A 14,312-nucleotide genomic window follows, 5' to 3' on the forward strand; every position below is an offset into this window, starting at 1 on the left:
CTGTTGCTCCTCCGACGGTCGGGCGGGCCCGGCACCGATTGAGGCGTCGGCGCCGGGCCGCCCGTTACTGGCTGGCCCAGCTTATTGTGCGGGCAGTCCGTTGCGTCGGATCACGTCGGCGTACCACCTGGCGCTGGACTTCGCGATCCGGGCCTGGCTGTCGTAGTCGACATAGACCATGCCGAACCGCTTCGTGTAGCCCCAGGCCCACTCGAAGTTGTCCATCAGCGACCAGGCGAAGTAGCCCTTGAGCGGCACGCCGGCCTCGATCGCGGCGTGCGCCGCCCGCAGGTGCGCGGCGAAGTAGGCCAGCCGGTCCGGGTCGTCCACCCGGCCGTCGACCAGCTCGTCGACGAACGCCGAGCCGTTCTCGGTGACGTAGAGCGGCAGGTCGGTGTACTCCCGGTGGACCCGCTCCAGCGTCTCCACCAGGCCCGGGGCGTCGATCTCCCAGTCCATGTCCGTCACCGGGACACCCCGGGTGACGAACCGGACGTCCTCGCTGCCCGGCCAGCAGGACGGCGCCCGCCAGTAGGGCTCCGGCTCCGCGCCCTCGACCGGCGCGGCGACCACGTGCCGGCTGTAGTAGTTGATCCCGACCATGTCCAGCGGCGTGGCGATGGTCGCCAGGTCACCGTCGCGCACGTGCCCCATGTCGGTGATCTGGCGCACGTCGGCGACCAGGTCCGCCGGGTACGCCCCGCGCAGCACCGGGTCGAGGAAGAACCGGTTCGCCAGCGCGTCGATCCGGCGGGCCGCGTCGGCGTCCGCCGCCGAGTCGGTCGCCGGGGTGACCGGGTACAGGTTGACGGTGATCCCGAGCTGCGCGTCCGGGCGGACCGCGCGGACCGCCTGCACGGCCAGGCCGTGACCGAGCATCAGGTGGTGCCCGGCCCGCAGCGCGTCCGCGCCGTCGCGGCGGCCCGGCGCGTGCACGCCGGAGCCGTAGCCGAGGAACGCCGAGCACCACGGCTCGTTCAGCGTGGTGAAGTACTTCACGCGGTCGCCGAGCGCGTCGGCGACCAGATGCGCGTACTCGGCGAACCGGCCGGCGGTGTCCCGGGCCGGCCAGCCGCCCGCGTCCTCCAGCGGCTGCGGCAGGTCCCAGTGGTAGAGCGTCAGCCAGGGCTCGATGCCGTGGCCGAGCAGCTCGTCGATCAGGCGGCGGTAGAAGTCCATGCCCTCCTGGTTGACGCCGCCCGTGCCGCCCGGCTGCACCCGCGGCCAGCTCACCGAGAAGCGGTACGACCGCAGCCCCAGGTCGGCCATCAACCGCACGTCGTCCGGCATCCGGTGGTAGTGGTCGCACGCCACGTCGCCGGTGTGCCCGGCCACCGTCCGCCCCTCGGTGTGGCTGAAGGTGTCCCAGATCGACGGCGCACGGCCACCCTCCGCCGCCGCGCCCTCGATCTGGTACGCGGCGGTGGCCGCGCCCCAGAGGAAGTCCGGCGGGAAGGTCAGGGCCGGACCGGCGTCGAGGAGACCGACGGCGGGCGGGCTTGCTGGATTGCTCACGACTTGACGGCGCCTTCCATGATGCCGCCGATGATCTGGCGGCCGAACAGAACGAACACGACGAACAGGGGCAGGGTCGCGATCAACGTACCGGCGAAGATCTGCGAGTTGTCGGCGAAGTAGGCGGTGTTGAGGCTGCGCAGCGAGATCTGGACGGTCGGGTTGGACGGGTCCGCCAGCACCACGAACGGCCAGAAGAACTGGTTCCACTGCTCCATGAAGGTCAGCAGACCCAGCACCGCGGCGGCCGGACGCAGCGCGGGCGCCACCACGTGCCAGTACACCCGCCAGGTGGAACAGCCGTCCACCCGGGCCGCCTCGATCAACTCGTTCGGTACCGCCTGCTCGGCGTACTGGCGCATCATGAAGATGCCGAAGCCGCCGATCAGGAACGGAACGGTCACCGACGGCATGGTGTTCAGCCAGTCGAGCTTGGCCATCAGGATGTACAGCGGCAGCACGCCGAGCTGGATCGGCACCATCATCGAGGTGAGGATGATCAGCAGCAGCGCGTTCTTGCCCCGGAAGCGCAGCTTGGCGAACGCGAAGCCGGCCAGCGAGCCGAAGAACACCGTCGCGACGGTGATCGTCCCGGCGACCAGGAACGAGTTCATCAGGCCCTTGAGGATGTTGGCGTCGCTGTTGGCGAGCACCCGCTCGATGTTCTCGCCGAGCTTGCCGCCGGGCAGGAACGGCGGCGGCCAGGAGTTGGCCGCGTCGTTCGTCCGGCTGGCGATCACGATCATCCAGTAGAACGGGAACAGGGAGAGCAGCACACCGAAGATCAGGCCGATCATGGTGAGCGGGCTGGCCTTCCAGAGCCGCTCGGCCCGGTGGGTGGTCTTCACCGGCGCGCTGTGCCGGGTGGGCGGGCGGACCGCGGTGGTCGTCATCTCGTCACCTCACTTGTCGGAGCTGATGCGGCGGGCGAGCAGGTAGTTGATCGCCGACATCAACGCGATGAGCACGAAGAGCACGAGCGCGACCGCTCCGGCGTACCCCCACCGGAAGCGCTGGTTCATCACGTCGAGCAGGTACATCGTGATGGTCTGGAACTGCCCCTCCGAACCACCGGAGAGACCGCCCGAGCCGCTGGTGAACAGCAGGGGCTCGGTGAACAGCTGAAGGCCGCCGATGGTGGAGATGATCAGCGTGAAGATGATCGTGGGGCGCAGCTGCGGGACCGTGATCGACCAGAACTGCCGCCGCCGGGAGGCGCCGTCCAGCGCCGCGGCCTCGTACATGTCCTTGCTGATCGACTGCATGGCGGCGAGGTAGATCAGCGCGTTGTAGCCGACCCACCGCCAGTCGACCATGGTGGAGATGGCGAACCATGAGGCGAAGCGGTTCGCCCGCCAGTCGATCGGGTCCAGGCCGATGCTGTCGAGCAGCCAGTTGACCAGGCCGAAGTCCTTGGCGTAGAGCATCGAGAAGATCAGCGCGACCACGGCGGTCGAGGTGATGATCGGCATCGCGATGGCCATCCGGAAGAACGTCTGCGCGCGCAGCTTCCGGTTCAGCGCGTTGGCGAGCATCAGCGCCAGCAGCAACTGGGGCACTGTGGAGAGCGCGAACATGCCGAACGTGTTGACCACCGCGTTCCAGAACTGCGGGTCCTCGGTGATCAGTTCGACGAAGTTGTCCATCCCGACGAAGGAGATCGTCGGGTTCAGCGGCGACCGGTCGGTCAGCGCGATCCAGACCGTGTACGCGATCGGGTACACGCCGAACACGGCGAAGATCACGAAGAACGGCAGGACGTACAGGTAGGGCGAGTACTTCAGGTCCAGCCGGGTCATCGAGGCGGCGCGGCGGCGTGTGTGACGTGCGGAGCGCGGCGCGCCGGGCTCGGGCGGCGCCGCGGCGTGCAGGTCGAGGCTCATGGGGAGTCCTTCTCCTCGGCCGGCGTCACCCGCCACACGGGCGACGCCGGACTCTGCGGGCACCGCGGGTGGCGCCGGCAGCATGGGCTGCCGACGCCACCCGCGGGCGGCTCAACCGGTCACTTACCGGCGGCCGCACCGTTCTTCAGGGCCGCCTGCCACTGCTCGCCGGCCGACTTGCCCTGCTCCACGGCGCGCAGCGTGTTCTCCACGGCGGTGCGGACCGCGTTGTTCTTCGGGCCGAGGTAGACCGGCTTCAGCTCGGTCGCGCCGGCGGCGAAGATCTTGCCGACCGGGGCCTTGCTGAAGTAGTCGTTGGTCGAGTCGGCGACGGCCGGGTCGGTGAGCGCCTGCGGGTTCGACGGCAGGTTGCCGACCGCCTTGTACGCGCCGATCTGACCCTTGGCGCTGGTCAGGAACTTGGCCAGCTCCGCGGCCTCCTTCTGGTGCTTGCTCGACTTCGGCACGCCCAGGAAGGAACCGCCCCAGTTGCCACCGGCGCCCGGCGCCTTGGCGATGTCCCACTTGCCGGCCGCCGCGTCACCGGCCTGGCCCTTGATGACACCGGTCATCCAGGCGGGGCAGGCGATGGTGGCGAAGGTGCCGTTCTTGAAGCCGGCGTTCCACTCGTTGGAGAACGACTGGAGGTTGTTGGACAGCCCGGCGGCGATCATCTTGGTGGTGAGGTCGTACGCCGTCTTCACGTCCGGGTTCTGGTCGATGACCATCTTGTTGCTCTTGTCGTAGTACGTGTAGCCGCTGCCCTGGCCCGCGACCTGCATCAGCACCACGTTGTAGAAGTTGGTCGCCGAGTCGACGAACTTGTGCTTCTTGTCGGCGGCGGCGAACTTCTGGCCGGTGGCGATGAACTCGTCCCAGGTCGGCCAGAGCGCGCCGACCTGCTCGCGGTCGGTGGGCAGCCCGGCGGCCTTGAACAGGTCGCTGCGGTAGCACAGCGCCATCGAGCCGACGTCGGTGCCGAGGCCCAGCACCTTGCCGTCGGGGGTGGTGCCCTGCTCCCACTTCCACGGCAGGAAGTTGCCCTTGAGGTCGTTCGCGCCGTGGTCGGCGAGGTTCACGAACTTGTCGGCCTGGGCGTAGAACTGGACGATGGTGCCCTCTTCCAGGGCCACCACGTCACCGGCGCCCGAGCCCGCGGTGATCTGCTGGGTCAGACGGGTGTTGTAGTCACCGAGGCCGAGACCCTTGCCCCGCTCCTGGATCTTGACGTTCGTGTGCTCCGCTTCGTACTGCTTGTACAGCTCTTCGTAGCCGAAGCCCTGGTCGCCGAAGACGTCGACGACCAGCGTGATCGGGCCGTCGCCGCTGCCGCTGTCGCCGCTGTCCGAGTCGTCGCCGCAGGCGGCGGCGGCGCCGAGCACGACGACGGACGCGAGCGCGATGGCCGCGAACCGCCGACGACGGATTGGGACGCTCATCCGAGACCCCTCTTTCGGTGGTGAGGCGATATCTGCTGTGTGGTGGGGGGTGCGTTTCGCGCGGGCCGGAGCGGGGCAGGAGGGAGATCCGCACCACTCTCGGGAGCGCTCCCATGAGGTTGCCGGGAGGTGACAGGGGTGTCAATAGACCGTTGGGAGCGTTCCCATTTCGTTACCGCGCCGCTGGCGACCCCTCCTCGGAGCCCGCTATCAGCGGCGCGCGGGCGGCGCGATCAGCAGCAGCGGCGCAGCAGGACGGTGGCGCGGCCGGCGTCGAACGCGGCCGGATCGAACGCCGGGCCGGCCCACTCGCGCATCGTCACGTGTTCCGGGTGCGCCGGGTCGGCGAGCGCCGCGAGCAGGACCGCATAGCCGGCCGGGCCGCCCACGTCCTCCGGCGGGCAGGCCCGCTCCCCGTCCAGGCAGACCGGGTAACGCTCGTCCGGGTCGGCGGCGCAGCAGTCCTCCACCACCAGGTCGTGCTCCCACCAGTCCCCGAAGTCGTAGGTGTAGCGGAACCGGTCGCCCTTGCCCACTACCGTGTCCAGCCGGACGTCCAGCTCGTCGCGCAGCGCCAGCTCGCCGTCCGGGTCGGGTTCGCCGTACTGCCGGCCGTCCACGTCGAACGAGTGCAGGTGGCAGTCGCGCCAGCCCATCGCGTGCTGGATCACCCGGTGCAGCCGGTCCAGCGTGTAGCCGCCGGGCACCAGCACCCGCCGCCACACCGGCGGCCGGACCCCGGCCAGCGACACCATGAGCTGGAAGATCTGACGCGGCACGACGTCCCATCCTTCCTCGGCATAGGCTGCCTGCATGATCTGCCGAGCCTGCCGGGAACGGCGGCACGACGACTGTCCTGGCCGGAAGTGGTGCGACTGCCAGCACCGTACCCCCGAACCCACCCCTCCGGTCACCGGTCCGGCCGGCGAATGAGCGTCGGAACCCCGATCGAACGGATCTGGCCCGCACCCGTCACCGGCGCGCTGACCGATCCGGAACTCACCGCGCTCTACGGCAGGTCGGCCCGTCCGCACCTGCGGGTCAACTTCGTCTCCAGCGCCGACGGGGCGGTCACTCTGGACGGCTACTCGGCCGGGCTCTCCGGCGAGCCGGACAAGCGGGTCTTCGGGCTGCTGCGGATGCTCTGCGACGCTCTCGTGGTGGCCGCCGGCACGCTGCGCCACGAGGGCTACCGGGCGGTCCGGCTGAGCCCGGAACGCCGGGCCTGGCGCCGCGAACGCGGGCTGGCCGAGTTCCCGACGCTCGTGGTCGTCTCCGGCTCACTCGACCTCGACCCGGCCCAGGCTGCGTTCGCCGACGCCCCGGTCCGGCCGATCGTGCTCACCCACGCCGACGCCGTACCGCCGCCCGGCCTCACCGACGTCGCCGACCTGGTCCGCTGCGGCCCCGGCCGGGTCGACCTCGCTGCCGGCCTGGCCGAGCTGCGCCGCCGCGGCCTGGACCAGGTGCTCTGCGAGGGCGGCCCGCACCTGTTCGGCGCGCTCAACGCCGCCGACCTGGTCGACGAGCTGTGCCTGACCGTGGCGCCCCTGCTCGCCGGCGCCGGCCCGGGCCGGATCACCGCCGGGGACGCCAGCCCTCCGCGTCACCTGCCGCTGCGCCACGTCCTGGCCGCCGCCTACGGAGTGCTCATGCTGCGGTACGCCCGCGGCCCCGCTGACCCCACACCCGCCGGATCCGCCCCCGCCGCCTGACCAGCTCCCGGCTCCCGGCTCCCGGCTCCCGGCTCCCGGCTCCCGGCTCCCGAGATCTTGGTACCAAACGGCCCCTATGAGGGCGCTCTCGTACCAAGATCTCCGAGCGTCCCGGAGAGCGGGACGTGGGTCTCGACATTGGGGGCGGCTCTCGCGCCGAGCGGCGATCTTTGGCGACTTGTCGCTCACACCTGACCGAAACTCGCCAAGCAACCCGGGGTGCGCGGGGCGAGTGGAACGTCATGGGTGTCAAAAGCGCGCGGAGACACCCATGGCGTTCCACCGAGCCGGCCGGGCCGGGGGCCGGAGACAGCGCCGGAGCGGGCAGAAACGTACGCACGGTGGCCGGGCGGATCCGGGCGGCTACCGTTCGGCGCACGCTCGGCGTGGCGTCCGCCGCGTCGCGTGGCAACCTGTCGCATCCCTCGGGCAGGATGCACGACGTGCACCGCCAACGGTACGACCAGCCGACCGGAGACCGCCGATGACCGACGACCAGCTCGACGGGCCCGGCGAGGGTGTCGGCCGGGTGCTCGGCACCGCCGACGCCACCCCGCTCACCTTCTGGACGGCGGTCGCGCCGGGCAGCTACCTGCAGCTGGACGACGTGGTGGTGACCCGCCGCGACCTGCCCGACCGGGAGCCGGTGACGATCGCCGGGGTGGTTACCCAGGTGCGTGCCCGGCACGAGGGGGCGCAGTTCGACTCCGACGTCTTCGCCATCGCCGACGGCACGCTGCCGGCGCAGGTGCAGGAGGCGGCCGAGGTGACGACCACGCGGGTCGACCCGGAGTTCTACGTGCCGCCGACGCCGGGCGCCGTGGTGCACCGGGCCGAGGGGGACGCGCGGGCGCTGGCCCTGCACTTCGACCGGATGGAGCGGCGGATCCCGATGGGGATGGGCCGCGACGGGGTGCCGGTCTACCTCAACGCCGACTTCCTCGACGGCACCCGGGGCGCGCACGTGTCGATCTCCGGCATCTCCGGCGTCGCGACCAAGACGAGTTTCGCCACGTTCCTGCTCTACTCGGTGTTCCGCTCCGGCGTGCTGGGCGGCGACGCGGTCAACGCGAAGGCGCTGATCTTCAACGTGAAGGGCGAGGACCTGCTCTTCCTCGACCACCCGAACAGCCGGCTCGACGATCCGACCCGGGCGGCGTACGCGAAGCTGGGCCTTGATGCCGGCGCGTTCCCGGACGTGCGGGTGTACGCCCCGCCGCGGGTCGGCGACTCCTCCGGCACGCCGGATGTGAGCAGCCGGCTCACCGGGGTGGACAGCTTCTACTGGACGCTGTCCGAGTTCTGCTCCGACCGGCTGCTGCCGTACGTGTTCGCCGACGCGGACGACGAGCGCCAGCAGTACACGATGGTGGTCCACTCGGTGGCCGCGCACCTGGCCCGTTACGCCCAGCCGGCCGACGGCGGGGTGAGCATCGACGGGGTGCGGCTCGGCTCGTACGCGGATCTGGTCGACCACGTGGTCGAGCAGCTCAACGACGACGAGACGCGCGGCGAGTGGGCGGGCAGCGCGGTCGGGCTGGGCACCGTGAACGCGTTCGCCCGGCGGCTGATCGGCAGCAAGAAGGACCTGGGCCGGTTGATCCGTGGTGACCTGGCGACCCGCCGCCCACACTCGATCAACACGGCGGAGAGCGCGCAGGTGACTGTGGTCGACCTGCACAACCTGCCCGACCGCGCGCAGCGGTTCGTGGTCGGTGTGACGCTCAAGAGCGAGTTCGAGCGCAAGGAGAAGGCGGGCACCGCCAAGCCGCTGCTGTTCGTCGTGCTGGACGAGCTGAACAAGTACGCGCCGCGGGAGGGCTCGTCGCCGATCAAGGAGGTGCTGCTCGACATCGCCGAGCGGGGCCGCTCGCTGGGCGTGATCCTGGTCGGCGCGCAGCAGACCGCCAGCGAGGTGGAACGGCGGATCGTCACCAACTCGGCGATCCGGGTGGTGGGCCGGCTCGACCCGGCCGAGGCGTCCCGCCCGGAGTACGGCTTCCTGCCGCCCGCCCAACGGCAGCGGGCGCTGCTGGCCAAGCCGGGCACGATGTTCGTCAACCAGCCGGACATCCCGGTGCCGCTCTGCCTGGAGTTCCCGTTCCCGGCGTGGGCCACCCGGGTCTCGGAGGCGGGCCGCGCGCCCTCGGAGACGCTACGGTCGATCACGCAGGCCGCCGATCCGTTCGCGGTGGTCGGCTCCGGCTCCTCCGACGACGACATCCCGTTCTAGGCGGCACCCAGATGAAGATCCTGCACACCTCCGACTGGCACGTCGGCAAGGTCCTCAAGGGGCAGTCCCGGGCCGAGGAGCACAAGCAGGTCCTCGCCCAGGTCATCGAGATCGCCCAGCGTGAGCGGCCCGACCTGGTCATCGCCGCCGGTGACCTGTACGACACCGCCGCGCCCACCCCGGAGGCGACGCGGCTGGTGACCCGGGCGCTCACCGCGTTGCGGCGAACCGGCGCGGACGTGGTGGCGATCGGCGGCAACCACGACAACGGCGCGGCGCTGGACGCGCTGCGCCCGTGGGCCGAGGCGGCCGGGATCACGCTGCGCGGCAGCGTCCGGGAGAACCCGGACGAGCACGTCGTCGACGGCGTCACCGCCGGCGGGGAACGCTGGGGCGTGGCCGCGCTGCCGTTCCTGTCCCAGCGGTACGCGGTGCGCGCGGTGGAGATGTACACGCTCACCCCGGCCGAGGCGAACCAGACGTACGCCGACCACCTGGGCCGGGTGCTGGACCGGCTCGCCGAGGGGTTCACCGAGCCGGACCGCGTGCACCTGGTGACCGCGCACCTGACAGTGGTCGGGGCGAGCACCGGCGGCGGCGAGCGGGACGCGCACACGGTGCTCGGATACGCGGTCCCGGCGACCGTCTTCCCCGGCAACGCGCACTACGTGGCGCTGGGTCACCTGCACCGCTCGCAGCGGGTCATCGGCCCGTGCCCGATCCGCTACAGCGGCAGCCCGCTCGCCGTCGACTTCGGCGAGCAGGAGAACGTCAGCTCGGTGACGATCGTGGAGGTCACCGCCACCACGGCCGCCCGCATCCGGGAGGTGCCGGTGCCGGGCGCGGTGCCGCTGCGCACGGTACGCGGCACGCTCGCGCAGCTCGCCGAGATCGAGGCGCCGGAGGGCTGGCTGCGCGTCTACGTCCGGGAGCAGCCCCGGGCCGGGCTGCGCGAGGAGGTGCAGGAGCTGCTGCCCCGGGCGCTGGAGATCCGGATCGACCCGGAGCTGGTGCCCGCGCCGGGCAGCGGGACCCGGACCGCCCAGCGGGCCGGGCGGTCGCCGGGCGAGTTGTTCGGCGACTACCTGGACAGCCGCGGGCACGCCGACGAGGGTGTCCGGGAACTCTTCGACGAGCTGCTCGAGGAGGTGGAGCACTGATGCGGCCGATGCGGCTGGACATGGCCGGGTTCACGGTGTTCCGCGACGAGACCACTGTCGACTTCACCGACGCGGACTTCTTCGCGCTGGTCGGACCGACCGGTTCGGGCAAGTCGACGGTGCTCGACGCGATCTGTTTCGCGCTCTACGGCACGGTGCCGCGCTGGGGCGGCGCCCGGGGGCTGGCGAACGCGCTGGCGCCGTCGGCGACCGAGGCGCGGGTCCGGCTGGTCTTCGAGTCCGCCGGGGACCGCTACGTCGCGACCCGGGTGGTGCGCCGGGACGGCCGGGGCACCGTGAAGACGGCCAACGCCGGGCTGCAGCTCATGCCGCCGGGCTTCGACGTCACCAAGCTCGACACCGGGCTCAGCCCGGAGGATCTGGGCGAGGTGGTGGCCGGCACCCCGGCCGAGATGGAACAGGCGGTGCTGGACGCGGTCGGGCTGCCGTACGAGCAGTTCACCTCCTGCGTGGTGCTGCCGCAGGGGCAGTTCGCCGACTTCCTGCACGCCAAGCCGGCCACCCGCCAGCAGATCCTGGTGAACCTGCTCGGGCTGGGCGTCTACGAGAACGTGCAGAAGAAGGCGGTCGAGCGGGCCGGGCAGGCCGAGGCGAAGCTGGAGACCGTCGACAAGCTGCTCGGCGGGCTCACCGACGTCGACGACGAGAGTCTGGCCGCCGCCCGGGAGCGGGTGGACGCGATGCGGGAGCTGGCCGCAGCGGTCGCTGCCGCCGTACCCGAATGGGAGCGGGCCCGGGCGACGGCGGGTGAGCGGGCCGCGGCGCTGGCCGCCCTCGACGCGGAGCTGGGTGTGCTGGCCGGGGTGCGGCCGCCGGACGGCACCGCCGAGCTGGCACGGGCGGTGGCGGCGGCCCGGGTGGCCGCCGACGAGGCGGCGGCCACGGTCGGGCTGGCCGAGGAGCGCGAGGAGAAGCTGCGCGGGGAGCTGACCGCCGCCGGTGACGAGAGCGCGTTGCGGTTGCACCTGAAGGCGTACGCGGACCGGGACCGGCTGACCGCGGAGGCGGCGACTGTGCGCGCGGCGGTGGACGCGGCGCGCGGCGAGCACGACGCGGCGGTGGCGGCGCTGGCGGCGGCGCGGGCGGACGCGCAGCGGGCCGAGACGGAGCTGGAGTCGGCGTTCCGCGCGCACGAGGACGCGAAGGCCGCCGACCAGGCGGCGGCGCTGCGGGCGCACCTGGTCGACGGCGCGCCCTGCCCGGTGTGCGAGCAGACGGTCACCACCGTGCCGGCGGTGCCGAAGGGTTCGGCGGTGAGCCGGGCGATCGAGGCGGGCAAGTCGGCGCGGGCGGCGAGCGAGGCGGCGAAGCGGGTGGTGCAGGAACGCGACGCCGCGGCCCGCGAGCTGGACCGGGTGCTGCTGCGCGCCCGGACCCAGCACGACCAGCTCGGCGCGCGCCTGGCCGAGCTGGACGAGCAGCTCACTGACGCGCCCGCGCCGGAACGGCTGCGGGAGTCGCTGGCCGAGCACGCGCGGCTGCGCGCCGCGCTGGAGGAGGCGGCGGGCGCGGTGCGGGCCGGGCGGGAGGCGGCCCGGCGGGCGCGGGGCGCGCTGGACGCCGCGCAGGAGCGGCTGCGCCGGGCCTGGCGTGACTTCGACGCGGTACGCGACGGGCTGGCCCGGTTCGGGCCGCCGGCCGCCGACCGGGACGACGTGGCGGCGGCGTGGACGGCGCTGGCCGACTGGGCGGGCGAGCAGGCGCGGGCGCGGCGCGCGGACCGCGACGGGATGGCCGAGTCGGTGGAGGCGGCGCAGCGGGCCGCGGCCGAGGTCGCCGACGGGATCGCCGCGTTGTTCACCGCGGCCGGGCTGGACGCCCCGCAGGACGCGCCGCGCGACGTGGCGGTGGCGGTGGAGCGGGCCGAGGCGGAGTTGCGCCGCCTGGACGAGCGCCGCGAGCAGGCCGCCGGGCTGCGGGAGCAGCGGGCCGGGCACGAGCACGAGGCGCGGGTGGCGCGGGCGCTCGCCTCGCACCTGCGGGCGAACAACTTCGAGCGCTGGCTGCTCACCGAGGCGCTGGACCTGCTGGTTGACGGCGCGTCGCGGATCCTGCGGGAGCTGTCCGGCGGGCAGTACGACCTGGTGCACGACAAGGGTGAGTTCTTCGTGGTCGACCACCACGACGCGGGGCTGCGGCGCGGGGTGCGCACGCTGTCCGGCGGGGAGACGTTCCAGGCGTCGCTGGCGCTGGCGTTGGCGCTGTCCGAGCAGCTCGCCGGCATGTCCACCACCGCGGCCAGCCTGGAGTCGATTGTCCTGGACGAGGGTTTCGGCACGCTCGACGCGGCGACGCTGGACACGGTCGCGGCGACGCTGGAGAACCTGGCCGCCCGGGGCGACCGGATGGTCGGCGTGGTCACCCACGTGCCGGCGCTGGCCGAGCGGATCCCGGTCCGGTTCGAGGTGCGCAAGGACGCGCGGACGGCCCGCGTGGAACGGACCGGCCTGTGACGTCACAGTCGCCGGCGTTCTTCGTCGACGCCTGGGATCCGGCGTACGGCGCGTCGTTCGAGGCTGCGGGCGGGTCCGGTCCGGCCGCGCCGAGCAGCGCCCAGGTGGACGCCGACGTCGAGCTGCCGGCCACCGACTGGCGGGCGATCGGCCCCCGCGCGGGCGTGCGGTCGCCGGACGTGGTGCTGCTCGTCGACGGGGTACGCCGGATCGACGCGAGCGTCTGGACGGCCGAGGAGGACGGCGGCTCGTTCCCCGGCATCGCCGCCTCGTACGCGGCCGGTGTGGTCCGCTGCGACCTGGACCGGGGCGCCGCCGAGATGGCCGGCGCCCGGGTGGGCCGGGGGTTGTTCACGGCGAGCCCGTCGGCGCAGGACGTGGTCGCCGGGACTGTGCGTTACCCGGTGCACCGGGTCAGCGGCACCGGTGAGCTGAGCAAGCTGCCCGCGGCGGTGCAGGCGCCGCTGACCGCGCTGGAGGTGGCCGTCTCCGACGCGGTACGCACCGACGGCGACCTGCTGGTGGTGGACGGCCCGCTGCGCAGCCGGCGGAACCTGCCGCGCACGCTCGGGTACATCAAGACGCAGCACAGCCAATACCTGGACGGGCGGCTGACCGCAGTGGTGACCGGGCTGGCGCCGGGTGAGCGGTGCCCGGTGTTCCGGCTGGGCACGGCGTGGGGCGGCTGGTCGTGGTATCTGCGCCTGCCGGTGCGCGCCGGGGCGCCGTGGGCCGGGATCGTGCGGGTGGAGTGCTCGGCCGACCTGACCGTGCCGGAGGCGATCGCGCTGGCCGACCTGTCGCTGGTGACGCTGCCCCGGTTCGCCTCCACCCCGTACAAGGATCCGCGTGCCCCGCAGAACCTGGTGCCGATCGCCGGGCTGGAACGCCGGTTGCGCGGGATGCTCGGCGACGCGCGGCTGCTGCACCGGGTGCTCACCGCGGCGGCGCGCGGAATGCGGCGCTGATGGGCCGGCGACGCGACGCCGACCGGGTGGTGGCCGACGTCGACACCGGGCGGGCCGAGCTGGTGCCGGACCGGGACCGTCCGGGCTCGTGGACGTTGCTGCTGGACGGCGCGCCGCAGTCGCATGTGGACCTGACCGATCCGGCTCACCTGGAGTTCGAGTACGTCCGGCGGCTGGCCGCCGCGCTGGACCTGGTGGCGCCGGCCGGGGCGCCGCTGCGGGTGCTGCACCTGGGCGGCGGCGCGCTCACCCTGCCCCGGTACGTGCAGGCCACCCGCCCGGGTTCGACGCAGCGGGTGTCCGAGGTGGACGGCGCGCTGGTGGAGCTGGTCCGCCGCGAGCTGCCGTGGCCTGCCGATCCGCGCCTGCGGGTACGGGTGGCCGACGCGCGGGCGACGCTGACGTCGAGCCGCGACGGCGCGTACGACGTGATCGTGGCTGACGTGTTCGCCGGAGCCCGTACCCCCGCGCACCTGACCTCGGTGGAGTACGCCGCCGAGGTGGCCCGGGTGCTGGCGCCCGGCGGCAGCTATCTGGCGAACGTGGCCGACGGCCCGCCGCTGCGGCACGCGAAGGCGCAGGTCGCCACAGTGCGTACCGTGCTGCCCCGGGCCTGCCTGGTCGGCGACGCGGCGGTGCTGCGCGGCCGCCGGTACGGCAACCTGGTGCTGGTGGCGTCCCGGGTGGAGCCGCCGGTGCCGGAGCTGGCCCGGCGGGCGGCCGGCGACTGGTTCCCCGGCCGGGTGCTGGCCGGCGCGGAGCTGGACCGCTTCACCGGCGGCGCGGCGGTGGTCCACGACGCGGACGCCGTCGACTCCACTCCCCCGCCGCCCGGAATTTTTTCCGTCAAACGTTGATCCGATCGGCTGGTGGCTGCGTATCACCGGGCGGCCATGCCCGTGGGGGGCCGGCTGATGTCATTGGA

General features: G+C 72.8%; 11 protein-coding genes. 6 read left to right on the top strand and 5 right to left on the bottom strand.

From position 1 onward, the window contains the following. Nucleotides 1-81: 81 nt before the first annotated feature. From BAW75_RS18495 to BAW75_RS18515, 5 genes are all read right to left on the bottom strand, one after another. On the bottom strand, nucleotides 82-1,515 hold the full coding sequence (locus BAW75_RS18495) for a GH1 family beta-glucosidase (RefSeq protein WP_043325603.1): 1,434 nt from the start codon (nucleotides 1,513-1,515) through the stop codon (nucleotides 82-84). Then, a complete protein-coding gene (locus BAW75_RS18500; RefSeq protein ID WP_197494916.1) occupies nucleotides 1,512-2,312 on the bottom strand; it encodes a carbohydrate ABC transporter permease in 801 nt (266 codons plus the stop codon). Before BAW75_RS18500 ends, BAW75_RS18495 begins: the two co-directional genes overlap by 4 nt. Nucleotides 2,313-2,417: 105 nt before the next feature. Next, nucleotides 2,418-3,398 carry a carbohydrate ABC transporter permease gene (locus BAW75_RS18505; protein WP_043325606.1) on the bottom strand — a complete coding sequence of 327 codons (981 nt, stop codon included), beginning with the start codon at nucleotides 3,396-3,398 and terminating at the stop codon, nucleotides 2,418-2,420. 119 nt (nucleotides 3,399-3,517) lie between these two features. Beyond that, nucleotides 3,518-4,837, bottom strand: a complete 1,320-nt coding sequence (locus BAW75_RS18510) for an ABC transporter substrate-binding protein (protein WP_104114365.1) — start codon at nucleotides 4,835-4,837, stop codon at nucleotides 3,518-3,520. A gap of 233 nt (nucleotides 4,838-5,070) precedes the next feature. Then, nucleotides 5,071-5,616, bottom strand: a complete 546-nt coding sequence (locus tag BAW75_RS18515; RefSeq protein ID WP_167435585.1) for a plasmid pRiA4b ORF-3 family protein — start codon at nucleotides 5,614-5,616, stop codon at nucleotides 5,071-5,073. 150 nt (nucleotides 5,617-5,766) lie between these two features. On the opposite strand from BAW75_RS18515, the gene BAW75_RS18520 reads away from it, so the two are divergent. From BAW75_RS18520 to BAW75_RS18545, 6 genes are all read left to right on the top strand, one after another. Then, nucleotides 5,767-6,552, top strand: a complete 786-nt coding sequence (locus BAW75_RS18520) for a pyrimidine reductase family protein (RefSeq protein ID WP_104114367.1) — start codon at nucleotides 5,767-5,769, stop codon at nucleotides 6,550-6,552. A 484-nt stretch (nucleotides 6,553-7,036) separates the two neighbouring features. Next, nucleotides 7,037-8,785 (top strand): ATP-binding protein, encoded by a 1,749-nt coding sequence (locus BAW75_RS18525; RefSeq protein WP_104114368.1) that lies wholly within the window; start codon nucleotides 7,037-7,039, stop codon nucleotides 8,783-8,785. Between the two features lie 11 nt (nucleotides 8,786-8,796). Further along, nucleotides 8,797-9,945, top strand: coding sequence for an exonuclease SbcCD subunit D (locus tag BAW75_RS18530; protein WP_104114369.1), 1,149 nt, complete (start codon nucleotides 8,797-8,799; stop codon nucleotides 9,943-9,945). Continuing rightward, nucleotides 9,945-12,419 (top strand): AAA family ATPase, encoded by a 2,475-nt coding sequence (locus BAW75_RS18535; RefSeq protein WP_104114370.1) that lies wholly within the window; start codon nucleotides 9,945-9,947, stop codon nucleotides 12,417-12,419. The genes BAW75_RS18530 and BAW75_RS18535 overlap by 1 nt, the downstream gene beginning before the upstream one ends. Beyond that, complete coding sequence (locus tag BAW75_RS18540) at nucleotides 12,416-13,387, top strand: hypothetical protein (protein WP_064447178.1); 972 nt, start codon at nucleotides 12,416-12,418, stop codon at nucleotides 13,385-13,387. The genes BAW75_RS18535 and BAW75_RS18540 overlap by 4 nt, the downstream gene beginning before the upstream one ends. Next, the gene (locus BAW75_RS18545; RefSeq protein ID WP_104114371.1) at nucleotides 13,387-14,244 is read left to right on the top strand and encodes a spermidine synthase; all 858 of its coding nucleotides are present in this window, start codon (nucleotides 13,387-13,389) and stop codon (nucleotides 14,242-14,244) included. The genes BAW75_RS18540 and BAW75_RS18545 overlap by 1 nt, the downstream gene beginning before the upstream one ends. Nucleotides 14,245-14,312: the final 68 nt, after the last annotated feature.

This window comes from Micromonospora chalcea (genome assembly GCF_002926165.1).
In the GTDB taxonomy this organism is placed as follows: Bacteria; Actinomycetota; Actinomycetes; order Mycobacteriales; family Micromonosporaceae; genus Micromonospora; species Micromonospora chalcea.